General features: G+C 59.6%; 24 protein-coding genes, 1 tRNA gene and 1 pseudogene. 16 read left to right on the plus strand and 10 right to left on the minus strand.

Features of this window, described 5'->3' with window-relative positions; genetic code table 11:
- The first annotated feature begins 12 nt into the window (after positions 1-12).
- From IPM54_43240 to IPM54_43260, 5 genes are all read left to right on the plus strand, one after another.
- Positions 13-1,116: an aminoglycoside phosphotransferase family protein gene (locus IPM54_43240; GenBank protein MBK9266591.1), complete on the plus strand. Its 1,104-nt coding sequence runs from the start codon at positions 13-15 to the stop codon at positions 1,114-1,116.
- Positions 1,113-1,616, plus strand: coding sequence for an adenylyl-sulfate kinase (locus IPM54_43245; GenBank protein MBK9266592.1), 504 nt, complete (start codon positions 1,113-1,115; stop codon positions 1,614-1,616). The genes IPM54_43240 and IPM54_43245 overlap by 4 nt, the downstream gene beginning before the upstream one ends.
- 26 nt (positions 1,617-1,642) lie before the next feature.
- Positions 1,643-2,482, plus strand: coding sequence for a MoxR family ATPase (locus IPM54_43250; protein ID MBK9266593.1), 840 nt, complete (start codon positions 1,643-1,645; stop codon positions 2,480-2,482).
- Between the two features lie 220 nt (positions 2,483-2,702).
- On the plus strand, positions 2,703-3,206 hold the full coding sequence (locus IPM54_43255) for an Hcp family type VI secretion system effector (protein MBK9266594.1): 504 nt from the start codon (positions 2,703-2,705) through the stop codon (positions 3,204-3,206).
- A gap of 98 nt (positions 3,207-3,304) precedes the next feature.
- Positions 3,305-4,042 carry a glycosyltransferase family 2 protein gene (locus tag IPM54_43260; GenBank protein MBK9266595.1) on the plus strand — a complete coding sequence of 246 codons (738 nt, stop codon included), beginning with the start codon at positions 3,305-3,307 and terminating at the stop codon, positions 4,040-4,042.
- 299 nt (positions 4,043-4,341) lie between these two features.
- Here IPM54_43260 and IPM54_43265 read toward each other — a convergent pair whose 3' ends face one another.
- Positions 4,342-4,758: a hypothetical protein gene (locus tag IPM54_43265; protein ID MBK9266596.1), complete on the minus strand. Its 417-nt coding sequence runs from the start codon at positions 4,756-4,758 to the stop codon at positions 4,342-4,344.
- Between the two features lie 210 nt (positions 4,759-4,968).
- A complete protein-coding gene (locus IPM54_43270) occupies positions 4,969-6,738 on the minus strand; it encodes a class I SAM-dependent DNA methyltransferase (protein MBK9266597.1) in 1,770 nt (589 codons plus the stop codon).
- A 652-nt stretch (positions 6,739-7,390) separates the two neighbouring features.
- On the opposite strand from IPM54_43270, the gene IPM54_43275 reads away from it, so the two are divergent.
- The gene (locus IPM54_43275; GenBank protein MBK9266598.1) at positions 7,391-7,825 is read left to right on the plus strand and encodes a hypothetical protein; all 435 of its coding nucleotides are present in this window, start codon (positions 7,391-7,393) and stop codon (positions 7,823-7,825) included.
- 87 nt (positions 7,826-7,912) lie between these two features.
- Complete coding sequence (locus tag IPM54_43280) at positions 7,913-8,671, plus strand: tetratricopeptide repeat protein (protein MBK9266599.1); 759 nt, start codon at positions 7,913-7,915, stop codon at positions 8,669-8,671.
- Here the strand turns inward: IPM54_43280 and IPM54_43285 are convergent.
- Positions 8,626-9,543: a hypothetical protein gene (locus IPM54_43285; protein ID MBK9266600.1), complete on the minus strand. Its 918-nt coding sequence runs from the start codon at positions 9,541-9,543 to the stop codon at positions 8,626-8,628. The genes IPM54_43280 and IPM54_43285 overlap by 46 nt on opposite strands.
- Before the next feature lie 661 nt (positions 9,544-10,204).
- Between IPM54_43285 and IPM54_43290 the strand changes: the two are divergent.
- A pseudogene (locus IPM54_43290) lies at positions 10,205-11,513 on the plus strand (phosphoglucosamine mutase).
- Between the two features lie 15 nt (positions 11,514-11,528).
- On the opposite strand, the gene IPM54_43295 reads toward IPM54_43290, so the two are convergent.
- From IPM54_43295 to IPM54_43305, 3 genes are all read right to left on the minus strand, one after another.
- Positions 11,529-11,927 (minus strand): hypothetical protein, encoded by a 399-nt coding sequence (locus IPM54_43295; GenBank protein ID MBK9266601.1) that lies wholly within the window; start codon positions 11,925-11,927, stop codon positions 11,529-11,531.
- 68 nt (positions 11,928-11,995) lie between these two features.
- Positions 11,996-12,068 (minus strand) — tRNA-Ala (locus IPM54_43300).
- Between the two features lie 215 nt (positions 12,069-12,283).
- Positions 12,284-13,453 carry an acyl-CoA dehydrogenase family protein gene (locus IPM54_43305; protein MBK9266602.1) on the minus strand — a complete coding sequence of 390 codons (1,170 nt, stop codon included), beginning with the start codon at positions 13,451-13,453 and terminating at the stop codon, positions 12,284-12,286.
- A 162-nt stretch (positions 13,454-13,615) separates the two neighbouring features.
- Here IPM54_43305 and IPM54_43310 point away from each other — a divergent pair, with 162 nt between their 5' ends.
- Both IPM54_43310 and IPM54_43315 read left to right on the plus strand, forming a co-directional pair.
- Complete coding sequence (locus IPM54_43310; GenBank protein MBK9266603.1) at positions 13,616-14,608, plus strand: RimK family alpha-L-glutamate ligase; 993 nt, start codon at positions 13,616-13,618, stop codon at positions 14,606-14,608.
- Complete coding sequence (locus IPM54_43315; GenBank protein MBK9266604.1) at positions 14,605-15,363, plus strand: enoyl-CoA hydratase/isomerase family protein; 759 nt, start codon at positions 14,605-14,607, stop codon at positions 15,361-15,363. The genes IPM54_43310 and IPM54_43315 overlap by 4 nt, the downstream gene beginning before the upstream one ends.
- 125 nt (positions 15,364-15,488) lie before the next feature.
- Here IPM54_43315 and IPM54_43320 read toward each other — a convergent pair whose 3' ends face one another.
- Positions 15,489-15,944 (minus strand): hypothetical protein, encoded by a 456-nt coding sequence (locus IPM54_43320; GenBank protein ID MBK9266605.1) that lies wholly within the window; start codon positions 15,942-15,944, stop codon positions 15,489-15,491.
- A 184-nt stretch (positions 15,945-16,128) separates the two neighbouring features.
- Here IPM54_43320 and IPM54_43325 point away from each other — a divergent pair, with 184 nt between their 5' ends.
- The gene (locus IPM54_43325; GenBank protein MBK9266606.1) at positions 16,129-16,545 is read left to right on the plus strand and encodes a hypothetical protein; all 417 of its coding nucleotides are present in this window, start codon (positions 16,129-16,131) and stop codon (positions 16,543-16,545) included.
- 70 nt (positions 16,546-16,615) lie between these two features.
- A complete protein-coding gene (locus tag IPM54_43330) occupies positions 16,616-19,309 on the plus strand; it encodes a hypothetical protein (GenBank protein ID MBK9266607.1) in 2,694 nt (897 codons plus the stop codon).
- On the opposite strand, the gene IPM54_43335 is transcribed toward IPM54_43330, so the two are convergent.
- Positions 19,299-21,038: an aldehyde dehydrogenase family protein gene (locus IPM54_43335; GenBank protein MBK9266608.1), complete on the minus strand. Its 1,740-nt coding sequence runs from the start codon at positions 21,036-21,038 to the stop codon at positions 19,299-19,301. The two genes, IPM54_43330 and IPM54_43335, sit on opposite strands and share 11 nt — an antisense overlap.
- A 64-nt stretch (positions 21,039-21,102) precedes the next feature.
- Between IPM54_43335 and IPM54_43340 the strand changes: the two genes are divergently transcribed.
- A complete protein-coding gene (locus IPM54_43340; protein MBK9266609.1) occupies positions 21,103-22,233 on the plus strand; it encodes a hypothetical protein in 1,131 nt (376 codons plus the stop codon).
- Between the two features lie 27 nt (positions 22,234-22,260).
- Here the strand turns inward: IPM54_43340 and IPM54_43345 are convergent, their stop codons facing one another.
- Positions 22,261-23,082 carry a hypothetical protein gene (locus IPM54_43345; GenBank protein ID MBK9266610.1) on the minus strand — a complete coding sequence of 274 codons (822 nt, stop codon included), beginning with the start codon at positions 23,080-23,082 and terminating at the stop codon, positions 22,261-22,263.
- Between the two features lie 678 nt (positions 23,083-23,760).
- On the opposite strand from IPM54_43345, the gene IPM54_43350 reads away from it, so the two are divergent.
- From IPM54_43350 to IPM54_43360, 3 genes are all read left to right on the plus strand, one after another.
- Positions 23,761-24,627 carry a response regulator gene (locus IPM54_43350; GenBank protein MBK9266611.1) on the plus strand — a complete coding sequence of 289 codons (867 nt, stop codon included), beginning with the start codon at positions 23,761-23,763 and terminating at the stop codon, positions 24,625-24,627.
- Positions 24,628-24,705: 78 nt separating this feature from the next.
- The gene (locus IPM54_43355) at positions 24,706-25,389 is read left to right on the plus strand and encodes a hypothetical protein (protein ID MBK9266612.1); all 684 of its coding nucleotides are present in this window, start codon (positions 24,706-24,708) and stop codon (positions 25,387-25,389) included.
- Between the two features lie 130 nt (positions 25,390-25,519).
- Entirely contained in the window at positions 25,520-26,311 is a 792-nt protein-coding gene (locus IPM54_43360) for a CBS domain-containing protein (protein MBK9266613.1), read from the plus strand.
- Here IPM54_43360 and IPM54_43365 read toward each other — a convergent pair whose 3' ends face one another.
- On the minus strand, positions 26,312-26,878 hold the full coding sequence (locus IPM54_43365; protein MBK9266614.1) for a Fis family transcriptional regulator: 567 nt from the start codon (positions 26,876-26,878) through the stop codon (positions 26,312-26,314).
- Positions 26,879-26,977: the final 99 nt, after the last annotated feature.

Here is a 26,977-nt window from a genome sequence, read left to right on the forward strand (position 1 = left end):
ACGAGCGTTGCAATGAACGAAAATGTGAGGAATGCAAAGGCGCTTGCCGAGCTTTGCGCGCAAATTGCTCCTCACGCCAAGATCGAGAGCATCACGCCGCTTGGCCCCGACGCGGACGTCCAAGACGCCGATGGAACGGAAAAAGCCATTGGTTATGGTGTGCCCCTCCGCATCGTCTTGCGGACGAATGGCGGCGAGCGGCGTGACCTCTGTCTGCATACGGCCAAACCGGACGAATTCGGGCACGATCGCCGAGCTGATCGTGCCGCGAACATGCTCCTATCCTACGATACGTTCGACTCCATTCCCCGGCATACGCGAGCCATCGACGTTGGAGCTGTCACGCGCGGCGGAAAGCTGATTTCGCTCCGCGACAGCAACGAGTTTTACTTGATCACCGAATTCGTCGAAGGACACGTTTATGCCGAGGACCTTCGTCGCATTGCACATCGAGAAAGCCTTTCGCCCGAGGACGAATCTCGAACCCGAGCGCTCGCATTGCTGCTGGCAGAAATCCACGCCGAAAAACGCAATGCACCCATTCTCTATCGTCGCGCCATTCGCGATTTATTGGGCAGTGGCGAAGGTATTTTCGGGCTCGTCGACGGATATCCCGACAATGTTCCCATGGCGCCGCCCGAGCGGCTCTTGGGCATCGAACGAAAGTGTTTGGAATGGCGATTTCGCCTGAAGCAGCGGACCCATCGGCTTGCTCGCACGCACGGCGACTTCCATCCGTTCAACATTCTCTTCGACCGCAAAGGACAGCCAGCCCTGCTCGATACGAGTCGCGGATCGGTGGGCGATCCGGCAGACGACGTCATGTGCTTGGCGCTCAATTACGTCTTCTTTGCACTCGAAGCACCTGGATCATGGGCGCCGGCCTTGGGCAAGCTTTGGAGATTGTTTTTCCAAACGTACATCGAACGAACCGGTGACACGGACATCTTCTCCGTCGGCGCACCGTTTCTCGCCTGGAGAGCGCTGGTCATGGCAAACCCCAGGTGGTACCCTTCGATTCGAGACACCACGCGTGATGCTCTTCTCGGCTTCGTCGAGCGAGCGCTCGATGCACGTTCGTTCGATCCCAACGATGCGGAAAGGTTGTTTCCATGAGTAACGGGGGAGCTGTCGTATGGATCACGGGACTACCTTCTTCGGGTAAATCCGCACTTGCCGAACGGCTTCGCAAGCGATTCCTGCACGCTCATCGGCCCACGGTCGTGCTCGACGGAGATGCCGTGCGCGCCGCCATCAAGCCTGCGGTTGCGTACGACGAACAGGCGCGGAGCGACTTTTACGAAACGCTCGCGAACCTCGCTGCGCTGTTTGCCGCGCAAGGCCTCATGGTCATCGTTCCCGCGACGGCACACTTGCGGAAGTACCGCGATCGCGCCAAAGAGCTCGCGCCGCGTTACATCGAAGTGTACGTGCACGTATCGCCTGCGCGATGTGCCGAGCGTGATGCCAAGGGCCTGTATGCCGCCGTGCGCGAAGGCAAAGTGACGGGGTTGCCTGGGGCCGACCTTCCGTATGACGTTCCCGAAGCACCCGATGTGATCGCCCTTGGGGGATTCGACGACGAAGCCATTGGCAAAATCGTTCGCCTGGCTTGAAAGACGCCTGTGCTACGTTGCGCCGCATGAACGAGTTTCGCCGTTTTCGCGGCACGATCCGTTACCTCACCAGCGACGCGCTCGAAGCTGCAGTCAACTGCGCATTGGCGCTCGAACGACCGCTGCTCGTCAAGGGCGAACCAGGGACCGGAAAAACCCTGCTCGCGGAAGCCATTGCCGAAGGCCTCGAGCTCGACCTCATCACGTGGCACGTCAAGAGCACCACGCGAGCGCAAGATGGCCTGTATGTGTACGACACGGTGCAGCGCCTCTACGACTCGCGATTCGGTGACGGCGACGTACGCGACATTCGGCGTTACATCAAGCTCGGCCCGCTCGGCCGCGCGCTCAGTTCGGACAAACGCGTCGTGTTGCTCATCGACGAAGTCGACAAAGCGGACCTCGAGTTCCCCAATGATCTTTTGCACGAGCTCGATCGCATGCGGTTTCGGGTCGTGGAAACGGGTGACGAGTACGCTGCGAAGCATCGTCCCGTCGTGATCATCACGAGCAACAACGAGAAGGAGCTGCCCGATGCATTCCTTCGGCGTTGCGTGTTTCACTTCATCGACTTTCCCGAGCGCGAGTTCATGCGACAAATCGTGAACGTGCATCATCCCGATCTCGGGCGATCGCTCGCCGATCAAGTTCTATCGGTGTTTTACGAGATCCGTGGGATGCAGCGGCTGCGCAAGCGCCCGTCGACGAGTGAGCTCATCGATTGGATATCGGTGCTTCGCCAGGCGAACGTTGGCGAAGTGCGGCTCGAACAAGCCCTTCCGTTTCTCGGTGCGCTGCTCAAGAAGGAGCAAGATCTCGTCGCATTCGCCGATCAGCTCGCGGGGGGTCGCAAGTATCGTTCGTAGGCATTTTCGTAGATGATTCGAGCGCCTGAACAAAGTGCTTGACGCCTGCGTAGAAACGAGCGAACACCTTGTCAGACTCCTCGGGGTTTCCATCTTCGAGCGAGTTTCTTCGGCGGGTCGTAAAGACGCGCAATCCAGAGAAGCCGTCATCTGCCAGCGCACAATGAGGTGTAGACTGAGTCCAGAGGCCGGTGGATTTGGGTGAAAAGAGGAAATCGACATGGCTCTCAATGCGTATCTCCGTTTGAAGGGGCAGAAGCAAGGCGAGATCAAGGGTTCCGTGACGCAAAAGGGTCGCGAGAACAGCATCATGGTCATCGCGGTCTCGCACGAGATCATCAGCCCGCGTGATCCGGCCAGCGGTTTGCCCACCGGCAAGCGCATGCACAAGCCGTTCGTGATCACCAAGGAGCTCGACAAGGCCTCGCCGCTTCTTTACAACGCGCTCGTCAACAACGAGAACATCCCCGAGTGGAAGCTCGACCATTACACGCCGCAAGTGAAGGCGCAGCAAGGCGTCGGCACCGAGGTCAATCACTACACGGTGCGCCTCATGAACGCGAACATCGCGTCGATCAGCCACCGCATGCCGAACAACCGCAACCCCGAGCTCATGAAGTACGCCGAGTACGAAGAGATCGCGTTCACGTACCAGAAGATCATCTGGACGTGGAACGAGGGTGGCATCACGGCCGAGGATGACTGGGAAGCGCCGAACGTCTGATCGTCCCTCGTTCGGGATGACAAACACCGGGCGGCCAATGGTCGCCCGGTTTTTTTTGTGCGCCGCTCGGGCGATCATGTCAGACAAACCCCACGAGAATGAACGAAAAAAAAGACGAAAGAGCGTCGCGCATTGCCGTCGTCGTGCCGGCGTTTCGGGAGGAAGAACGGATTGGAATGACCGTACGCCGAGTGCCGAGCATCGTGAATCACGTCATCGTCGTCGATGACGCGAGCGACGATCGGACATCGGATGAAGCGCTCGCGGCGAACGACGGGCGCTTGCGGCTCGTCAAGCATTCGGTGAATCGCGGCGTAGGTGCGGCCATTTTGACGGGTTATGCGGAAGCGCGTGCACTGGGTGCAGACGTGGCTGTCGTCATGGCTGGCGATGGACAAATGGATCCGGACGACTTGCCAGCGCTCATCGATCCCATCGTGCGTGGTGACGCCGATTATGTGAAAGGGGATCGGCTGCGGCATCCCGCTGTATGGCGCGACATGCCTTTGCATCGGCTCGTGGGGACGGCGGCGCTCGCATGGGCCACGCGCTATGCATCGGGATTGTCGGCGTTATCGGATAGCCAATGCGGTTACACGGCCATTGGCGCACGCGCAATGGATTGCGTGCTGCGCGAAGGCATGTGGCCTCGATATGGGTATCCGAATGATGTGCTCGGCACGTTGAGTCGACATGGGTATCGCATTGCGGAAGTGCCGGTGAGGCCGGTGTACCAGGGTGAAAAGAGCGGGCTACGCGCCTGGCATTTGTTCACGATTGGTTATGTCGTGGGAAGGGTTGCCGTGCGGCGGGTGAGAAAGGCTTCGGCGATCTGACGTGCATCGGACGCGTCGAAACATGCACTCGAACATGCATTTCGTCAGGAACGTCGAGCGACGACGATTTGCTAATTTTCTTTTATTACATATTTTACATTTTCAACAAAATGTGAATTCTCAATGACCGCTCTGCTCGTCGGCGACGATCGCATTCGTCCTGGGACCGCGCGTCGAATGTTTCATTTGCCAAATCTTCTGACCAACAACCCCGGTTGCCCGGCGAGCATCCAACCTTCTGCCTCCGCAAAACGGCAACGGTGGGCTTCGAACGGGCTAACGCTCGTGCCCTTCCCCGACTAGCGTGACGGCGTGGCCAAAACGACGACCAAGAAGAAAGACCACCCGGTGGACCTAGCCAAGAGCAGCACACGAAAGCTCTTCGGAACGGTCACATCCTGGGATATGAAGCCAATCGGGATATAGGCGCGCCGCTCGGACGACACCTCCGGAATCGCGAGATAATCCGAATTAGGTTGTGCAATTTGACGAAATAGAGTCGGATATTTTGCATACGCCCTCGTGCTGGCCGCCGTGCTGGCTTCGCGAAATTTTTTGACATTCTCTACACGATCCCAAACCAGCGTCAGTTTCTTTAGCTCACGAGGGTCCGCGTCCTTCAGCCAAAGACAATATCTCGTGACACCATCGATGAAATTCCCGCCGCTCATATAGGCTCGGATGTACTTTTCAGCACCCGGCTCCGCGGCGACCAACTCATCGCGCTCCTGCTCGGAAAGGATGAGGTGTCCGCCGTCCGTCGGCTTGTTCCCCAGGACATCTTGGGAACATCGCTTATGGGCGATGAACGGTTGACTACAACGCGATCGGACCCTTCCACGAGATATGGGCAGATGTTCGTTGCTTTAGATACGGAAACCAATTTTCCATCGGGAGCGTACTCATAGATCCGCTTATTTGACCCATCAAACGCTCCAGAAGCCGATTACGACGACATGAACATGCGCCTTGCCCCGCGCTTCACTCTGCCAAACAAAGGTACGATGAGCGAAATGGATCTTTAATTTGTATTTTTGGACGAGGAACGTCCACAACAAGCCAACCTGTTCACCTTGCGTGATAGAATTCGTTGAGACAAACGCGACCTGAATGCGAGTCCCACGAATATAGTCGGCAGCCTTGACATACCAATTACATACGTAGTCCAAAACGCCATGCGCCGAAATACCGGACATGACAAAGTCCTGATCTGCCTTCTGCTGCTGATTTTGATAATGATGCCCGACAAACGGCGGGTTTCCGAGAATATAGGAGCATTCCTCGGGCGGGACGACATCGCGCCAATCGAGGCAAAGAGCATTACCAACGACGATCGTCGGGGACTTTTTAAGGGGGAGGCGCACGAAGTAGTTGCCGAACAGCGTAGAAACGCGCAAGTTCATTTGATGATCCGTAAGCCACATCGCCACTTCGGCGATTCGTGCCGGCCATTCTTCCAGCTCGATCCCGAAAAATTGATCGACATCAATGCGCGCTAGCGCCGAAATGTCGGTGACGCGCTGGCCTGACGATAGCGCCTGCAGTACATCCAATTCGAGTTGGCGAAGCTCGCGATATGCAATCACGAGAAAACTGCCACATCCGCATGCCGGATCCAAAAACTTCAGCTTTCCGAGCGCTATGTGAAATTCTGAAAGCCGACGGCGGTCGTGCTTTATCCGTTCGAACTCGCTCCGTAAATCGTCCAGAAATAGCGATTGAACCACCTTGAGAATATCGGGTTCCCACGTGTAATGCGCACCAAACTGTCGCCGTTCTCGCGAATCCAAAACGGATTGGAAGAGCGCCCCGAAGATCGCGGGCGATATCGTCGACCAGTTGAATTCAGTGCAATGGAGAAGCGCATCGCGCGCGTTGCGATGAAAATGCGTGATCCTGAGGCGCTCCGCAAATAGTCCGCCGTTGACGTACGGGAGACCTTTGAGGTCCTCCGGCATATGCTTGGATCGTTGTTCTACCGGTGTGTCGAGTATATCGAAGATTTCAGCAAGATGCGGACCAAGGTCGGAACCATCCTCTTTCGTATGATTGCGGATGTACAACGCGAAGGCATCGCGCGGGTCGAATATGCTCGTATCATCCGCGAAAAGACAAAACAAAATGCGTACGAGCAATCGCTCCAACGCATGCCCCTTGTAGCCGGAATCCTCGAGCGCATCCCGCAAAGACCCAAGCCGCTCAGCGGCCGCAATATTGATTGGGTTCTGGTCGATGAGGCTAGGCTGCTGGTACCCCGGAATGAAGGCGAATGCGTGAATGTGCTTGTACAGCTCATCAAGGTCGAACGTTACCGAAGTGTCTGCCTCGAGGTCGTACAATGCGAACCGAAGGAAGTCCGAAACAATCAGGTACCGCGGGACGTCGTCGGCACGCCCAGCCGAATGAAGACGCTGAATGTAATCGATTCCCTGCGAGTGCGCCTTGTCCAGACTCTTGCCTGCACTCTTGTGTTCGACGAGCAAGGTGCCACGCCAAAAAAGATCGATGAATTTGTACGTCCCCTTGATCGTTTTGACGGGCTCTTCAAAGGTGGCGACGTGCCTTCGCCGCAAGCCGAAGACTCGAAAAAAGTCGTCCCAGAACGTCTTACCTTCGGCGTGCTCTCGAGTCTCGCCCTTCCACTCCTTGGCAAAGCTGATGGCGTTGGCGCGAATCTCGTTCCACGACAGGGGCATGGGGCGCGAGCCTACTGTTTATGCAACCCCGGCGTCAAGGAAAAGACTCGGTTCGAACAAGGGCATGGTTACCCGTAGAGTCCGAATTACCGGGCTTGACGAGCACATCTGTTTTCTCGTAGCCTCGCAACAGGCCGTGCAAGGGGGTGTCGTGCTCTACCGCTACCTTGAGCCGATGTTGTCGCTATCGTATTAAAGCGGCGATGGACGGAATCAATCGGGTGGTAAATGTGAACCTTTCTCCTGATAACCTTGTTAATCCAAGGAAAGAACACATGATAAAGCGAGACATATCGATGACAGCCTTAACAAACGCACGCGTCCAGAGTCACACGATTTTGAGCCGCTGGCGATTGGCCTCGGTGGCATTGTTCACTACAACATTGGGCATGTTTATGTTGATGGCCGGATGCGCGGCGAGCGACGAGCATATCGTGGCGCCCCCGCAGTCATCGGATCGGTCTCAGCTATTGGAGCGGTCGCTTCCTCGAAGCGTCATAGCTGCCCTTCAAGGCTGCACGAACGGGCGGGTTTCGCGACTTTCGCGGCACTCGTACAATATATCTTTCGAGGTCCGGGCGACGGCACTGGGTGTGGTTCGAGATGTCGAGCCGAACGGGAACCGACTGGACGACGCGAGCTCGAGGAATGCTTGATCCAGGCGCTCGAGCAGATGCGAGTCTTCGACGTCCTGCCAGAGGAGGGTGAATCGTTATCATCGGGAAATTCTCAAAGCATACTACCGCATTCGCGCAGCCTCATTGGTGACACCACAATGCTGCTGCCTCATGTGTACGAGTTGCTGCCGATCGTCATTGGTGGCTCGGGCGTGACGATCGTCGTGGGTGTTGGGGTTGTCGTGCTTGCCGCAGTGGTCGCGGGTAAATTGTCGAAGGAGTGCCAGAAACAATGGGACCAAGCAATCAGACAATGCATCGAATGGCTCTCTTCCCCCAACCCTCCGCGCGGCCTGACCGGAGGACATACGAACGCTAAGGACTGCGCGCGCGGGCATGTTGACGAGCGGTGCGGTGGCAATCGCGTCGATTCGGGCGGCAGAGAAGCCCGCCCAGGAAGGAGGACGTGACGTTGTTTTTAGGTGCACGATACGATCGAAAGTCGCATTTTTGCGCTACGTACGAAATGAGGTTTTGTCATGGTGGATGATTATGAATTGCCCGAGGTTCCGGACGATAAGGAGACTGCGCTAGCCAAAAGACTAGGCGCAGCCGGCCTGGCCCAAATCGACGCCAATCTGCTCGACCAAGCAGACAATATGTTTCACAAGGCGGCACGAATCATTGCCGATGCCATCAAAGAAGGCGGCTTTCCGCTTGACGACACCCATTGCTGCGTCCATCTCCGTCGGTTGATCGCTCTCGCGGATTCTGGGACACTCGAATGGGCGGGAAACCTGCGACGGCCCCGGTTCAGCGAAGTGCGGTTGCCCGCCGACACCTGGGAACGGGTGCGCGAGGAGGTCCAGGAGCGAAAGAGGGCGAAGGAGCAAGCCGATTTCGAGGATGCGGTGAGCCAAACCGAGCAACATCCCGATGATCCCAAGGCTTGGCGCGCGCTCGCGCGTGCCCACAACTCCAACGATGATTACCCAGCGGCAATTACTGCAATGACGCGAGCAATCGAGCTCGGGTTGTCGGCTTCCGACGCATACTGGGATCGAGGCCGATATGCACTCATGGCGGGCGACTATGATCTGGCTATTGCTGACTTCAGCCAAGGGCTCGTTCTTTCTGACCAACTGAATAATGACGACCTCCGCGAGGAGCTCCACTTCCTTCGAGCGGAGGCATTCTTCCAGCTGGGCCGAAAAACTGAGGCGCGTGCCGACTTGGAGCACGTGCGCGATGACTGTGTCTCGTGGACGATTCAGGTGCGCTCGAAAGACGAGCTTTTGGCTTTGTGCGCGGAATGAATCAGGGTTCGGCAACGACTCTGCATTCGCGCAGCATTACGTTCCGTCGTCATGGTGGCCTTGTCGGTGCTCGGCCCACAAATCAAACGACGATTGAGCACACATACAACGCACTCCCCCGCCCCATGCGCATCATTCAGGCCCCGTCTTCTTCCGACGCACCGACCGCGATTGCAACGCTGGAACGAATCGATCCACCTCGTCCATCCATAACCACATGCCCACGCGACGCAGCTCTCAAAGGCGCGTCGCGAGCAGCGTCCAAATCGATCACGCAAAGCGACCGCCTCGCTCGCCGGGTCCTTGCTCCGCGTACCTTTGGGCTTGAGCCGTTTGAGTAGCTCCGTCCCTACATTTGCAGCTTCCGTGATCTGCTCCGGCGTGACCGCCGTTTTTCCGGCAATCGCCGTGGCGTGTTTGGTCATGAGCGCGGCCAAATCAATGTTGTCTTGCGCCAAATCGATGGGCCCCGTCCCCACTCGTATGCGCTCGACTTCATGCGCCGGCAATATGCCCGCTACAGCAAGCGCTTCGGCAGACGTGAGCAGCAACGTGCGCGATGCTCGGGCCTTGTCGATAAGCGCGCCCGTCGACCCGTCACTCGTACGGTCCACCTGCGCCGCCGCATAAATGACCGCAAGCGCCAAGTCGGGGAGCTGTTGCAATGCAACGACGTCCACGGTCGGCAATTCTGCTTTGATCCGATCCATGTGAGGCGAAATGGCGTCGAGACCCATCTCGACATTGTGCAACGCCAGCGATCCGTCAGCGCGAAATGGACGCACGTCCGCTTCCGCCAGCGTTTCTGCTTCAGGAAGGAATTGCTCGTAGGCCTTCTGCGAACCAACAACTTCAGGAGTAGGATTGGACATGATCCGCATTACACCGGAAGACGATCATCGTGACAAGTTCAGGTTGCAGAATCGACGGACATCACGACATTCGTCGCGCCGAAAGGGTCGACCATCGACGTCATTCCACCCACCCAACCTGGTGCGTCGAACACAAGGCGCCCCCCGGTAACCTCGCAAGCACACAGGCGCACATCGTCACCAACTTGGTAACCTGGGAAGGGTTGCCGTGCGGCGGGTGAGAAAGGCTTCGGCGATCTGACGTGCATCGGACGCGTCGAAACAGCACTCGAACACGATTTCGTCAGGAACGTCGAGCGACGACGATTTGCGAATTTCTTTTATTCATTTTTACATTGCCAACAAAATGCTGAATTCTCACGACCGCTCTGCTCGTCGGCGACGATCGCATTCGTCCTGAGACCGCGCGTCGAATATGTTTCATTTGCCAAAACTTCTGACCAACAACCTCGGTTGCCCGGCGAGCATCCAACCTTCTGCCTCCGCAAAACGGCAACGGTGGGCTTCAAACGGGCTAACGCTCGTGCCCTTCCCCGACTAGCGTGACGGCGTGGCCAAAACGACGACCAAGAAGAAAGACCACCCGGTGGACCTAGCCAAGAGCAGCACACGAAAGCTCTTCGGAACGGACGGAGTTCGCGGCGCGGCCAACGAGCCGCCGATGACCCCGGAGATGGCCCTGCGCCTCGGCAGGGGCCGTCGCGTTCGTCGCGCGTCGCGGGAAAAACCGCAAAGTACGCGTCGTCATCGGCAAAGACACGCGTTTGTCCGGGTACATGTTCGAAACGGCCATCGCGTCGGGCATTTGCGCCATGGGCGGTCACGTGATGCTCAGCGGCCCCATCCCCACGCCTGCCGTTGCGCAACTGACGCGCAGCATGCGAGCCGATGCGGGCATCGTCATCAGCGCGAGCCACAATCCGTACGGCGACAACGGCATCAAGATCTTCGGCCCCGACGGGTTCAAGCTTCCCGACGCGGAAGAAGCGGAAATCGAGCGCTTGATGGACTCGTCGTCCCTCGATGAGATGCGTGTGACGGGCGCGGCGATAGGTGGTGCGACGCGTTTGGAAGATGCACGCGGTCGTTACGTCGTCTTTTGCAAGAACACGTTCCCTGCGCACTTGTCGCTCGAAGGACTACACATCGTCGTCGATGCGGCCCACGGTGCCGCGTACCGCGTCGCGCCGGCGGTCCTCACCGAGCTTGGTGCCGACGTGCATGCGTTCGGCGTTCGTCCGAATGGGCGAAACATCAACCGAGACGCGGGCGCATTGCATCCCGAGCACGTCGTGAACGAGGTCGTGCGGCGGCAAGCATCGCTCGGGATTGCGCTCGATGGAGACGCCGATCGCGTGATCATGATCGACGAGAAGGGACAGGTCGTCGATGGCGACGCGGTCATGGCGATGGTTGCGCGCAGCATGATTCGCCAGGACAAACTCCCCAAGCGCACGGTGGTCAGCACGGTGATGTCGAACTTGGGCCTCGAACGAGCGGTCGAAGCCGAAGGTGGAAAGGTCGTACGAACGGCCGTGGGTGACAGGTACGTGGTCGAGGCGATGCGTGCGGGTGGTTATTCCTTCGGCGGTGAACAATCGGGACATCTCATTTTTCTCGATCACGCCACGACGGGCGATGGCATCGTCGCTGCCTTGAAGGTGCTCGCGATCATGCTCGAATCGGGCAAACCCCTATCCGAGCTTGCGAACAGCGCGATGCAGCGCGTGCCTCAGGTGCTCGAGAACGCGACGTTCGTGCGGCGCATGCCCATCGAATCGATGCCCACGATGCGGCTCGTGGTCGATCGCATCGAAAAGACGCTCGGCGGCGCGGGCCGCGTGCTCGTGCGATGGAGCGGCACCGAGCCCAAGCTGCGCGTCATGGTCGAAGGCGAAGATGCTGCGGCCATCGCGCGTTACGCAAAAGAGATCGTCGAAGCCGCAACGCGCGACGTGGTCGCGGGCTGAACGTTTCAGCTCAAATCAATTCGAACGCGAGCGAGTTCGTGCAAGCGTTCCGAACAACCGCAGCCCAGCAAGCCATCCAAACACGACGACGCCCCCGATGTTGGCGGCCAGATCTCCCAAGCTGAACGTCCGTGACGGCGAAAAACCCTGAGCACATTCGTCGATGGTCGCAATCGTGCCCACGACGAATGGCCCGATTGGCAGGCTCAGAAAGCGCATCCGAGCGTCCGCGGTTGCGTGCCTGGCGAGAAACGAAGCGCCGCCGAGCAAGACGAAGTGAATGAGTTTGTCCGCGTGCGACCGGCCCACGAGCGCGCTCACGTGCAGATGTTTGGTGTAGGCCAGAGCGGAGATGACACCGAGCATGATCACGTAGATCACCAGGACAAACTGCCAGGCACGTTGCGATCTCATGCGCGACCCCGAAATGGCAAAAGGCGCCGCATGCATTGCGACGCCTTTGCCATCTTTCGCATCATCAGTGGAGCTGAGGGGAATCGAACCCCTGACCTTCTGACTGCCAGTCAGACGCTCTCCCAACTGAGCTACAGCCCCGGTCGATCCGAGAGGGGGCAGGTTCTACAGCGCTTTTCGGCGCTTGTCCCGTTCTTTTTTAAGTATTTTGAAGCACGGTGGGGTTGAGGCCGGGCCTGGGTTTGGAAGCCCGGTCGAATCGAGACCTTGCCAGGGCTTGTACGCTCGCTTCGCGCGCGTGGGCCGCGACCGAGCGCGCACGCCCGCGAAGCGAGCGTCCAAGTCCTGACCCGCCTTCAAAACCCCATGATCTTGGCGATGTAGTACCGCATCGTTTCGCTCGTCCCGCCGCCGATGCGGAACAGCCGCTGGTCGCGCCAAGCCCGAGCAATCGGGAAATCTTCGATGTAGCCCCACCCGCCGTGGAACTGCAGGCACGTGTCCATCACGTCGTTCGTCACGTCACCCACCAGCACCTTCGCCATCGAGATGTACTTGACCGTGTCGAAGCCGACCGGCCCCTTCTTGACGTACCGGTCGTCGTTGTACCGATCGATGCACTGGTAGACGAGCGCCCTTGCAGCCTCGGCCCGCGTGTACAGGTCCACGAATTTGTGCTGCCAAACTTCGCGCTTGATGATCGGTTTTCCGAACGCCATGCGTTCCTTGCCGTAGTTCACTGAATAATCGAGCGTGTAGAAGGCGCCCGAAATGGCGCTCACGGACCCGATCAGTCGTTCGCTTTGGAAGTTCTGCATCAGGTACATGAAGCCCATGTTTTCTTCGCCGAGCAGATAACGTTTCGGAATTCGCACGTCCTCCAAGAAGAGCTCCGCCGTATCCGAAGACTTATTGCCAATTTTCTTCAATTTCTTCGATACCGAGAATCCCGGCAAATTCGTCGGTACCAGGAAAAACGAACATCCGTGCGCCCCTCGATCCGGGGTCGTTTTCGCCAAGAGCGTGACGAAATCGGCTCGCGTCCCATTCGTGATGAACGTCTTCTGGCCGCTGATGACGTAATCGTCCCCGTCCTTGCGCGCGAACGTGCGAATACCCGCGACATCGCTTCCGGCCCCCGGCTCGCTCACGCCCAGCGCAATCACTTTGTCGCCCGCGAGGACCGGCTTCAAAAATTCCTCGATTTGGTCCTTGGTCCCCAAATCACTGATGACCGGCGTCGCCATGTCGCTTTGCACGAGCAGTCCCATCACGACACCGGCCAAGCGCGACCGCGGCAATTCCTCCGCTTTCGCCGCGCTGAACCAATAATCGAGCCCCATACCGCCGTGTTCTTCGGGGAAATGCGCGCCCAAAATCCCGAGCTCCCCTGCCCGCTTGAATACCCAATTCGGGAAAACTTCGTCCGCTTCCCACTGCTCGGCATGCGGCGCCAGCTCCTTCTCCGCAAACGCGCGGACCGTCTTTCGGAATTGCTCGTGCTCCTCGGTAAAGGGCTGCCACATGACGACTTTTCTCCTGATTTGGCGCGATTCCCCGCGCGAACGCACATGATTCGTACACGAAACATCTCAAAGCGCAAGAGGCACGAATGTGTGAAAGCATCCGTGTCCGCGAACGCACGTGTGACCTCGTCGGACTCTGCTAGTGTGCGCCCTTCAATTCGAATGCGGCTCCTCGTTCTCTCGCGAAACCCAACGCTCTACTCGACCAGTCGTCTCGTGCTGGCCGCGCGCTCGCGCGGTCACGATGTGACGGTCTTCGACCCGCTGGACCTGCAGATCGTCGTGTCGAAGGGACGTCCGAGTCTGCTTCACGAAGGAAACGCGGTGTCCAAGTTCGACTTGGTCATCCCGCGCATCGGGGCGAGTATCACGAATTACGGCCTGGCCGTCGTTCGTCAATTCGACCTGATGGGAACTCCCGTGCTCAACAGCGCCGTCTCCATCGCGCGTAGCCGGGACAAACTCCGCGCACTACAACTGCTCAACCGCAAGCACATCGATGTGCCCACGACCATCTGTGCGCGCAGTCCCGCAGGCGTCGATTCGGCTCTGGCCATCGTCGGTTGCCCGGCCATCGTCAAGCTTCAACAAGGCACGCAAGGCATCGGCACGATGATCGCCGAGACGCCGCAAGCGGTGCATTCGCTGCTCGAAACGCTCTGGGCGATGGGCCAGGACATCGTTTTGCAGGAATACGTGCGCGAGTCGAAGGGGCGGGACATCCGCGTGATCGTCGTGGGTGGACGCGTGGTCGCTTCGATGCGGCGCGTCGCCAAACCCGGTGAATTCCGGTCGAATTTGCATCGCGGCGGCAAAGGCAACCGCGTCAAGCTTCTGCCTGCGTATCGCAACGCGGCCATTCGAGCTGCGAAGGTGATGGGGCTCGAGGTCGCCGGCGTGGACATGCTCGAGTCGAAGAAGAAGCCGAAGATCCTCGAAATCAACAGCTCTCCGGGGCTCGAAGGTGTCGAGCGAGCGAGCGGCGTGGACGTTGCGGGCGCGATCATCGAGTACGCCGAGAAGTACGCCTCCGAGCAAGGACGCATCTCGCAACGCGAGGTCGATCTGCGCATCACGAGCGTTCTTTATGACGAACGCACGCCGCCTCGAAGTGCGCCACGAACGAACGGTCGCGCACGCGGAGATGCCACGTGAGCCTGCGCATCGATCGATCGGACGCGACGGTTGTCCTGACAATCGATCGACCTACGACGCGCAACGCCATCGATGCCGACCTAGCTCGTCGCTTGGCCGAGGCAGCATCCGAGGCAGCGGCCGATCCTGCCGCACGCGCCATCGTGCTCGCAGCGACGGGGGAAGAATCGTTCGTGTCGGGCGGAGACCTGAACGAGATCGCCAAGCATGTTCGTGATGATGGAGGGCCAAAGCCGGTGCTCGACATGTACGAGCCGCTCTTGGTGCTCGAATCGGGCGATTTGCCGGTGATCGCTGCGGTCTCTGGAGATGTCTACGGCGGCGGCTGCGAGCTGATTTTGCTCTGCGACATGGTGATCATGGAGAGCCATGCGAGCCTTGCGTTTCGGCATGCGCGGATGGGTTTGTCCCCGGCGTGGGGCGGCATGACGCGACTGCTCGAGCGAGTGGGTCCGGTCGAAGCGTCGCGACTGCTTTTCACAGCAGAGAAAATCGATGCGACCGAAGCGCAACGCATCGGGCTCGTGGGTGATGTCGTGGCGAAGGGTCAAGCGCTCACGCGCGCGCTCGAACGGGCTGCGTCGATTGCCAAGAATGCTCGTGCGGTCATCGCTGCGCAGAAGCGAGCGCTTCGCGTCGTGCGGCAGGCGCGTCGAGGCAACTCGATCGAGCTCGAGCGAGCGGTGTTTGCCGAGCTCTGGGCCGGGCCAGCTCATCGGGCAGCGATCGAAGGGTTTTTCCGTCGTCGCGGTTGAAGCCAGGCCAGAGCTTGAACCCTCGCTTCGCGCGCGCTGCGCGAGTCTAGTTCTCGTTGGGGGGGCGAGGCTCGGCCCCCCCAAACCCCCCGGGCCAAACCGAAACCAGCTCAACCATCAAAACCTCACATGCAACCCTTCGCCAAACCGTTGCAGTCGTTGAAGCAGGCCTGGCAAATCACGCAGTTCGCCGTCTCGTTGTAGAGGTCGATCCCCTCAGGAAACGCATCGAGGCACTTGTCGATGCACGCCTGCGCGTCGTGACAACTCGCAAGGCAGTAGACGAGCTCCATGCAGGGCGCCACGGACGCACACTTCTCCCACTGTTCGGCGCAGACGACGCCCACGGTGCAATTGACGCACTTCTCGCAACTCGCCGTTCCGTCACAAGGAGATGGTTCGCCTGACGAACTGCTCGAAACGGATGTCGACGACACGCTCGAGCTCGACGATGACGTTCCGCTGCCGCCTTGACCCATGCCACCAGTGCCCGAGTCGAGGACGACTTTTCCGCCGCAACTTGCGACGTAAAAAATGGTTAGAGCACCAAGCAATGGCGGCAAAGTAAGTTTCTGCATCATTGCGCCGAGCATACTCGGCGTCACTCGGAAGGCGAGCAAGCGGCCAAGTTCGAGTGGTTGTGATGCACTTCCCGAATGCCAGCGATGGGGTTAGTAATTGTGCATGGCGCAGGCGCTTGGCCGTGTCGTAAATTCTTCCGCGCTGGATGCATGCGGCCGGTCGCGCGGTAGGCACACCATCGAAGTGCCGAAAGCTTGGGTCGGCGCCGAAATCATGGTCGCCATTCCGTCGCGCGTCGTGTGTGCACGTTGTGACGGTGGCGGATGCGATGGTTGCGGCCGTCGCGGCGGACACCGCATCGAAGGCGACGTGAGCGCGCGCTCGCTGCGTGTCAAGCTTCCACGCTCGATCGACGACGCGGTCGTGTTGCGGCTCGTAAAACCGTTCGGCGACGCCGATGGTGCCATTGCGCAGCTTCATCTCGAAGCGCGCATCGGCCCCGGCGCGAGCAGTGGCGTCGTCCTTTGCGTCCGCGCCACGCAAAAGGCCGCGCCCTCGATCACGCAAACGTACGGATCAAAAAGTTCGCGCCATCTTGCCTGGCTCATCGCCGCAATCGCCGCCCTTGGAATCGTCACGCTCTTCTTGGCGATGCGTTGAGCTGTCCGCGCAAGAGTCGTGATACTTCTTTTACATGCTTGCCCGTTTCAGCCGGTCTCTCCGCTCGCGCGTGTCACTCGTCGGCTTTGCATTTGCTGCGTTTGTCGCGGCCGGATGCGACGACGATCCCGCCGTCGTCAAACCGACACCTCCGAACCTCGGCACCGTCGACGACATCATGGGCGACTTGCCCAAGTCGTGTGCGTTTTTGTGCGGCGGCGAGTGCTCCGAACCGGAAACGCCATTCGAATGCCCAGCGCTCGCACCCTGGGACAAACTTCCGCACGACGAAGCGTGCGAAGCGTTTGACGGGACGCACCCCACGCCCGTTGCTGGAAAGTGCACCGCGAGCGATGCAACGGGCGAGGCTGCGGCAAAGGCGGGACCGCTCGCCGGTGGCGGATACGTTCTCCCCGACGGCCATATCATTCATCCTGTTGGCCGCGAGGTTCTTTTCGAAGAACCCGACCTGCGTGGCACGTTCCCCATGAACATCATGGCCGTGCCCGGTTCGCGTTTGGCGCTCGTCTCCGACGGCGGCATTCGCGACAACGCGCTGCGCGTGCTCAATCTGGATCAGCTTGCATCCGGAGGCGCGCCCGTGGCCAGCTACCTCCAATTCCCTCGACCCACCGCGCTTTATTATGGTTTGGCGTGGATTGCTCCGAATCGAGCGCTCGCGTCGGGCGGCGGCGACGCAATGGTGTACGCATTCGACATCGATCCCATGACGGGACAAGCGACGCGGGCGGCAGGACGCGACATCGCGCTCGGCATGTCGGGCGACAATCCGTGGTATTCGGGCGCTCTAGCGATTTCCGGTGATGGCAAGCGTCTCGTCGTCGCCCCGTCACAATACGCAACCGAATTCCAAGTCATCTCGCTCGACGATGCCGATTACGGCACACGTCTAGGCGGCATTTCGACCGGCGGTTCGTTTGCCATTTTCGACGTGCGTCTCGATCCCCTCAATCCCGCGGGCAATACCTTTTACGCGACGGACCAAGCCGGCTCGAAGTTCATCGAAATCGAAGTCGGCAAGAATGCTCCAACCCGTGCTGTCGAGCTCGCCAAGAGCCCCGCACAATTCGTTTTTCTCGACGAAACGTACGTTGCGGTGGCCGAAGCGCATGGCGATTCAATTGCCCTCGTGAATCGAGCCACCATGAACATCGATTCTCGCGTGCCCATCTTCGACGCCGACGCGCCTCGAGGTGCATCTCCGAGCGCCATGGCCTACGATGCGACGAGCAAGCGACTCTATGCGGTGCTCGCCGGCATCAATGCGGTTGGCGTTTACGACGTCGGCATGGGTACGCCGCCCACGATTACACCAGCCGGGGCCATTTCAACGGCTTGGTGGCCCACCGGCGTCATCGTCGATGGCGATGGATCCCTCGTCATCATCAATGGCAAAGCGCATGGAGCGGGCCCCGATTTGTCGGAATTGCCGTGGTCCGACGGGAACATCACCGAAATGATGCGCGGCAGCGTCCAGCACGTGCCCGCATCTGAATTGGCAAACCTCGCCGCGCATACCGCAACGGTCGACAAAGGACGACACATCGACAAGCTCCCGGGCGCGCCCCAGGTGACCTGTCCTGCGGGGGCAAACGATTTCCCCATTCCTGCGACGAACACCGAGGGCCCGTCGAAGGTCATCAAACACGTCATTCTCGTCATTCGGGAAAACAAGACCTACGACTCGGTCCTTGGAGACCGTACGGACCTCGGCGATGGCGACCCGAACCTCATCATGGCGCCCGATGTCGCCATGCAAGATGCCGTGTGGAAAAATGCTCGGGCCATTGCGGAGACGTTCACCAATTTCGATAATTTTTACACGGATGCCGAGCAATCCGTGCAAGGTCACGTCTGGACCGCGTTTGGCCGGACGAACGATTACGTCGAAAGGACGTGGCTCTCCACGTGGGGTCGCGGTTCGCGCCCACCGACGGAACCGACCACGACCAAGCAATCGGCCCCGGAAGAAGGCAGCATTTTCCATTGGCTCGGAGACAACGGAATCACCTACGACAACATGGGTGAAATCGTTGGCAATGCGCCGAAGGGACTCGATGGAAAGTATCCGGGCTTGGTGTACGCCGGCGAGCTTCCGGATACGCAAAAGTCCTGCTACATGGCGGGGCGAATTCGGCTTCTTTGCGACTTGCAGCAGTTTACGTACGCAGTGCAGCCCAATGACCATACGAGCGGCGGCAGCGCTGGAGCGCCCGCGCCCGAGGTCATGATTGCGGTGAACGACGAAGCGACGGGCATGCTCATCGACGCGCTTTCCCATAGCCCGAACTGGAAAGACACGCTCGTCATCATCACGGAGGACGATCCGCAAAATGGTGGCGACCACGTCGATTTGCATCGCACCGTCCTGTGGATGGCTTCGCCCTGGGTGCGGCGCAAATACGTGAGCCACGGGCATTACGACATGGCCAGCATCTATAAGCTCATCGCGCACATCTTCGGCCTGCCCTACAACAACGAATACATGCGCAGCGCGCTCTTGCCGGTCGACGCATTCACGAGCACGCCGGACTATACGCCGTTCACGTATTTCCCGCGCACGGTCGCGGCGCCTTGCAATGCGAGCAATACCAAGGAAGCGGAAGAAGCCAAAGGGTGGGACTTGTCCGAACCCGATGAACAACCGGGGCTCAAGGAACAGGTCGACCGCATGATGCGCACGACCGTCAAAGAACGCGGCGTGCGCATCGTCCAGCCGAAAAGGCCGAAGCTCAGCCAGTAAGCGCTGCCATTGCAACGCTCGGCAGGCGAGACCAGCCGGGTCGAGCGTTGTAATGCATGAGCCGCTCGGCCACGACATCCATTTTTCGATGATCGAAAAAGAGCGGAGGACGCGGGAAATGCGTAAGCGGCCCGCGAAAAATCGCTTTTTCAATATTTCCCAACATCACGGTGTTGTGGACGAATCCTTTGCCGCTTTGCACATTTTCGAGCGTCGAGCTTGGATGCCCGCCCCAAGGCGCCGTCACCGTACCGTACACGAGCGCTGGCCAATGGTTCACCGCCACGGCGCCATATCGCAATTCGTCAATGGTTCGTTCGAGCGCCGGGCCGACGACGGGATCGTCCTCGAGCACGCCGTGACAAACGATCGAAGCCGACAGCGTTCCCCAGAGCGAGTCGTTGCAGAACTTCGTGGCGGCCGAGAGAAAGTCCACAGGGTCGTCCGAGCCAACCGATACTTCGCTGATGATCGAGCAAAACGGCTCGGTCGAAAAGAGCGGTTCGTCCGCGCGTGAAGCATCCAGCCTTTCGATGAGCGTCCACGGGAGTTCGTCCGGACCGCACTCACCGAAACGTCGCACGTGCTCGCGGCCTGTCGTGAGCGTCTGGTAGCGTTCGACCGCGCCGGGATAATACGCCTTGCGCGGGCGCACCTGAAGGAGCGCTCGACTAAGTTCCTGGACAAACCGATCACGCTGCGCCCAACCTCGCGCGAGCACCAGCATTTTCGCCGCGTTGCAGTTGAACGATGCGTTGTTGACGACCTGCGTCGCGATGTTTCGCGCTTGAAACCAGAGCTCGCGCTCCGAGTAGAGGAACGGCACGACGATCACGGGGCTGATGTTACCAAGCTCCGATGTGATGGTTTTACCGAGAACAGGTTCACCTCGGCGCTGTCGTTCTGCTCGCTGCGAGCTATCGGCTCCCCACACGATCGCATCGTGCGTTCGTTGTGAACCCGTGACGTGCACATGTCCGACGGCTTCATGCGTTGCGAGGTAGGCGCCTACGCTCGCGTCGCCGCGTACGATCCGGACAAACCCGCGTTCGACGAGCGGTGCGAGCATGTCGTTCAAGATGGGCGCGAGGTACTCGTTGACGGGGCTCATCTTGAGCATCACGACGCGGCCTTCGACGAAGAGCTCGTAGAGCGTATCCATCGCCGGGATGCTTGCGACGTTGCCTGCTCCGAGCACGAGCGATACGGCGCCTTCGGGGTCCTTCGTCTGGTAAAACGCGGCTTGCTGTGCGCGCACGTCACGCGCACGCACGCCCTCGAGCAGGCGCACGTCACAGGAAAAACCCGCGAGCAGTTGCGCGTCCGATCCGCGCATCGGAAACACGCGCACGTCGACGCGTCCGTCGTCGCGTTCGCGCACGCTGCGAAAGGGCAACCTTGGTGCACCGCGTTTGGCGACGTCGTCGAGCGCATCCGCGAGAGCCGCTACGTTGCTCACGATCGTCACCGGCCCGCCAAACCATTCTTCGCCTGCGAGCGTGCTACGCGGGTCGATGCCCTTGGCTTGGCAGCTTGCTTCGACCATGCGTGCGGCGGCGCTTTCGACGCGTCCGAGCACGTCGCGCAGGAGCCGGGCTTTGTCGCGCGGGGCCAAACGAGCAAAACCGCGAGCGTTATCGCGCAGTTCGACGAGAGCCTGATCGATGCTCGTGGCCGAAGGTTCTGCGGCGACGTGGCTCGTGTCGATTGAAATCGTGGCGGCAGTCATACGACGGGAGGCTAGCTGATCTCCGGGTTGGCGAAACGTCTTGCGGAGCGGTACATTGAGCGGGATGGCACGACGATCGCCGCCTTGGATTACGCCCGCAACGCTTGCTGCGACACTGACGATGACCACGATCGTGTGGGCTCAGCAGCCGGCGCCTCCTCAACAGGGCACGCCCGTGCCGCAAGCTCCAGCACAACCGGGCCAATACCCGCAGGGGCAACCCGCGCCTGGGCAATATCAACCGGGGCAATACCCGCAGGGACAACCCGCGCCTGGGCAATATCAGCCGGGCCAATATCCGCAGGGGCAACCCGCGCCTGGGCAATATCAACCGGGGCAATATCCGCAGGGACAACCCGCGCCGGGTCAATACCAACCGGGGCAATATCCGCAGGGGCAATATCCGCAGGGACAACCCGCGCCTGGGCAATATCAGCCGGGCCAATATCCTCAAGGGCAATACCCTCAAGGACAATATCCCCAAGGACAATATCCTCAAGGGCAATATCCTCAAGGGCAATACCCACAAGGTCAATATCCTCAAGGGCAATACCCACAAGGTCAATATCCTCAAGGGCAATATCCTCAAGGGCAATATCCGCAGCAGGGATATCCTCCGCAAGGGTATGGTCCGGGTGCAGGTCCCCCGCCACCTCCTCCGCCCCCGCCGCCCAAGTGTTGTCGTTGGTCGGCGCGCGTCAATCCCTTCGATTTGCTATTTCGGCGGCTGACGCTCGAGGCGGAGGTTGCCGTCATCGGTCCGCTTTCGGTGCAGCTTTCGCCGTCGTGGATATTTGGCACGTCGACAGAGAACCTCGATGCGAGCGGATGGGCGCTGGCGGGCAACGTGGGCGTTTATTTCGAGGGCAAAGCATTGCGAGGTTTTTGGCTCAAGGCCCACGCCGGTTACGAGAGCTTCGATGCGACGCTGACGCATCCGATCCAGCCCAAAGACCCCGTGACGAAAGAGGTTGGCTCGTGGATATTCGGCGGCGTCATCGGCAATACGACGATATTCGGTGACGGAGGGTTTTCGTTGTCGGGCGGCATTGGAATTGGTGTGGCCACGGCCGATCCAATCACCATCGTTGCCGAATCGAAAAACCCCGGTGTGGCGCCAGTGGGGGTCACGTTCTACGACAAAGAGGGCAGCATAACCATCCTCGGAACGTTCGGCGTAGGCGTGACGTTCTGATTGTCATTTACACTTCCCACCATCGGCTCAAAATCGAATCGCGCCCATTTCCCACGTAACGAGGGCGGATTTGTCTTCTCCGCGTACCAGCGTGAATTTCGTTTTCGCCGTGACGACCAAAATGATGGCGGTCGTGACCATGGCTGCTCCCGCGCCAAGCACGATGAAGCCGCCGGTCGTGAGATTCGGGTTGGGCCCCTCCACGACTTTTCCTTCGCTCGACAAATGGGCCGTGCCCGTGCCGTATCCGACGCCGAGCATCGTAATGCCACCAATGACGGCGACCCCGCCAAACCCTCCGACCAAATACCCCACCTGACGTGCAACGAGGCTTCCGCCATCGACGCGGGCCACGACGTCGCCTTCGACACCCGATAACTTGAATCCTCGGGAAGGCACCATTCCGTCGGCGCCAAAGAAAAACGTTTGTCCCCTTTTGGCATTGATGACTTTGTCACACGGGGCGGTGCAGACGTCATTCACGAGAATACCCTCGCCCATTTCGTCGGACATCACGTGATTGATTTGCAAAAGGCGCACCCCCGGCCGATTGGCTTCGATATGCAGCCGAGGCAGCCCCTTTTTCGATCGGGCCTTCGCAGGTGCGGCCGGCTCCGGAGGCTTCTCCGCCGCAGGCGTTGCGGGGGGCGCTTCTGCCGGAGTTGTTTCTGCCGGGGGCGTTTCTGGGGGCGGCGCTTCGGCCGGCGAATCGGGCGGCGTTGGCGCTTGCGGCGCAGCGGAAGAGGACTCGGAGGTCGAGCTCTGCGGCGTCGGTTCAGCGGCCGTAGCATTCGGAAGTGCGACGAGCAAGGCGGATGTAACGGCAGCGGAAGCCCAAATTCGAGTCATACGCCTCGGATACCTAGAGCCTTGGGCCGGTGCAAGCAGAATTGCACTGAGACCGTGTCGGTTTGCTCGATGTGCCTGCGCGGCTCCGTACCAAAGCCCAAACGAGCGCAACTTCGTCCATATCAATGCGAATTCGAATGAACATTGAGGGCGCAAATTCTGCGACGAAGGTGCACCGCTTGCGTATGACCGCGTGTGTTCGTCGCGAAAACTCAAAAATTTATGCTCTTTCGTGGACTTGGCCCGATAATTGCTTAAGCGATTGAAGCTCGTGATATTCGCAGGCTGCGCCTGCTCGACGGGTGATTGAAACGGTCAACCGCCGCGCGTGCCGGAGCGTCATTGGTTTGACTGGAAGCACCATGCGGACATCAAAATGTAACGTTGCGGAAACGTTAGGTTTTCAGATGTCGGCATCAATGGCATGGTGGTCATTGGTTTGACCAGAAGTAGATCGCGGACATCAAAATGTGACGTGGTTTGACCAAACGGACAATTGGGACACAAAAAATATGTAACGTTGCGGAAACGTTAGGTTTTGAAATATCGACACGATGACCGAGGAGATCCACAAAAACGCATTCATGAACATAAACCTCGTGTGCATATCGTTCGTTTGGTGTACTTTGAGAAAAAGACATCGTTCGGAATTTTCGGAACTTACGGAGACCATTACCAATGCCTGCTGCCCACGTACTCTTGGTTGATGACAGCACGACGGTCCGGATGGTCATCACGGCCGAGCTCCGAGAAGCTGGGTTTCGAGTGACCCCTGTGCCGACGCTGGATGCAGCTCGGCGTGCTCTGGCCCAAGCAAGAAACCGCGAAGGCATCGATTTGGTCATTCTGGACCTGTCCCTGCCCGATGGGGATGGCATCGATTTGCTGCGAGAAATCCGGCGCAATCCGTCACTCGCGGACATGCCGGTGATGATCCTGTCGAGTGACGCGCGTTTTGGCTCGCGCCTCGAAGGACTCGGTGTGGGAGCCGATGATTACGTGGGCAAACCGCATTCGAAAGCGTATCTGATTGGTCGCGCACGGGCTCTCGCCGGCGCGCGCACGATCGACAACGTGGCGCCTCGCCCGTGGCGCGTGCTCATCGTCGATAGCGATAGTGGCATTCGGCAAACGCTCGCGCGGCTCTTGCGAGTCGGCCACGGGTGTGACGTGGTGACCATGGAAAATGCCGATCAAGCTGCGCAATACTTCGGTGTCGAAGGCATGGGCGCCGATTGTGTGGTCGTCGAACGTCGGAGTTTTCTTCGACTGCTCGGCGTGGTGCAATTAAAGTGCTCGAACGCCAACGTGCCCATGATCGTCCTCGATGACGCGCCGAGCGGCACCTTTGTCGCGTCGACTGCTTCGCGTCGCCTGGGATCGCGTTCCCCCCTCGTGATGTCGCGCAAGATGGAGCTTGCGAGTGTCGCGGACGCCGTCCTCCAACGCCTCACGGAGGACGACGGCGGTAAGCCCCGCGTGGCAAGCGGATCGATTCCTCCCGCGCCGCGATCGACCCCGCTCAAGTTCGCCCGCGGAGCGTAGTCCTGGGCCCCACGGCGCCGTCGAAATGACAAGAACCTGAAACTCGGGACACCGCGGTGCGAGTAGGCTGCTCCCGCCGTGTCCAATTCTGGGTATGATCTTGCCGCGCTCGATGTAGAGCCGGCGCCTCTTACACCTGCGCAGCCAAGGCGCCCCGAAAATGCCGCTCGAAGCCTCTTTCATGTGACTTCCGCGGCCGTTGCTCTCGTGCTGTTGCGCCTTTGCCCGAGTCGCGAGTGGCTCGTCGCGGTCAGCGGCTCGCTTGCGCTCATTTGCTGGTCGCTCGAGGCTGCTCGGCGCCTGCATCCTCCGGTAAACGGCTATTTGATGCGGTTTTTTTCACGCATCGCGCACGAGGAAGAGACGCATCGAGTCAACTCGTCGACGTGGTATCTCACGGCGCTCGTGGGCCTTGCGCTTTTTGCGCCCTTGCGCTCGGCGGAGCTCGGGGTCGTCGTTTTGGGCTTGGCCGATCCTGCGGCGGGGTTCATTGGACGCCGCATCGGGCGAACGAAAATTCGGAAAAACCGCTCGCTCGAAGGCACGCTTGGTTTTTTCGCCGTCGGCATGGCCGCTGCCATGACGCTCCTCGTTGCATTTCATCCCTTGCCTTTGCCGACGATGTTGGCAATCGCCGCCGTTTCGAGTGCAGCCGGAGCGCTCATCGAGGTTGCGACGGTGCGGCTCGATGACAACTTCACGATTCCCGTTACCGTGGCCATCGCCGCAGCCACGTTCGAACGCGTTTATCCCATGGCTTGAGCGTCCGTGCGGGCGACTGCGGTTTGTCATGGCCTTGCCCTCACGCGGTAGTTGCATTCGTATCGACGAACGGTAGGATGCCGAGCGACTCCGCACCGCTTGGCCAACCATTTGCCAAGGAGCCGCTCTCATGACCCAAGCGTCCCTGCATGTTTCGACGTTGATGAAGACCCCCGTGCTGTCGGTGAAAACCGATACGCCACTCGACAAGGTCTACCAGCTTCTCGTGCTCCAACGGATTTCGTCGGTGCCCGTGGTCGACGGAAGCGGCAAGCCGCTTGGGGTCGTATCCATGACCGACCTTTTGCGCGTTGGCCGATTGCAGCCGGCATCGTTGGCGGGCGTGCAGGCCATCGAGTTGCCATCGGAACCCGCGAGCGAGCACATGCACGCGGGCGTCATCACGATTGCCGCCGATGCGCTCGTCACACACGCGGCCCGCGTCATGGCCGACAACCATGTTCATCGCGTGTACGTCGAGGACGCGGGGCAACTCGCGGGCGTGTTCAGCATCGAGGAAGTGCTCGCATCCGTGCGCAGCTTGCGCATCGACCGCACGGTTGAAAGCGTCATGTCGCGTCCGGTCATCACGCTGTCGGTCAAGTCGACGATTGCCGACGCTGCATCGAGGCTCGATCGGGTGGGCGTGACGGGCGTTGCGATTCTCGATGAATTCGGGTATCCGGTGGGAGCCTTCACGCAGGTCGAAGCGCTTGCGGCGCGTGATTTGCCGCCGAATACGCGCGTCGAGGAGGTCATGAATTATGGCCTCGTGTTGCAGCACGTCCAGACGCCGCTTTATCGCGCTGCGGCGCACGCATTCGAGGCGCGGGCTCGTCGCGTATTTGCCATGAACAACGGCGAGCTCGTCGGCGTCGTGACGGGGCTCGACTTTGCGCGTGCGCTCGCTGCGCTCGCGTAATCAATAGGGCTTTTGGCCGACCCAATTGCCCGGCGGATCGTAATTACAAACCCACATTTCCCACGGTCCATTGCCCCAGGGCGCGTTGTCCGGGCATTTCGCCATACCGCATCCGAGGCGCAACGTTTCGGCCCAAACGACCTGCGTATAATGGCCGCATACGTCGCTACACGAATCGGATGCGTAATCGTAATACTGAACTTCCGACACCCATGCATTCACGACGTCTTGCGGCGTGTCACCTCCCGACGTCGCGTAGAGATTCTCGCCATAATTGTTGCTGCTATGCTCCCATATGCATTTTTCTGCATAAGCTTGCGCCACCGCAGCAAGATCGGCCGACCACGTGAGCGGCGGCATTGGTTTGGCCGGAGCGGGATTGGCGTTTGCCCGAGCTTCATTGTGCGCCGCGGTCATTCCATTCATGACCGCCGGCTCGCCGTCGCCGCCCATGGAGCCGCTGCTCGTCGATCCAACACCGCTCCCACCCACTCCCCACGTACCTTCTCCGCCCTCTCCACCCTGCCCACCTTTGGCAGGTCCGTCGTCCTTGCAGCCGGAAAACATCGCGAAAGCCAACGTCACACTTGCAAGCGAAATGAAAAGTCTGGCGTAGTGCATTCGAAAATTCGTACACGAGGCGGCCTTCAATTGCAAGATGTGCTT

This window comes from Polyangiaceae bacterium (assembly GCA_016715885.1).
In the GTDB taxonomy this organism is placed as follows: domain Bacteria; phylum Myxococcota_A; class Polyangia; order Polyangiales; family Polyangiaceae; genus Polyangium.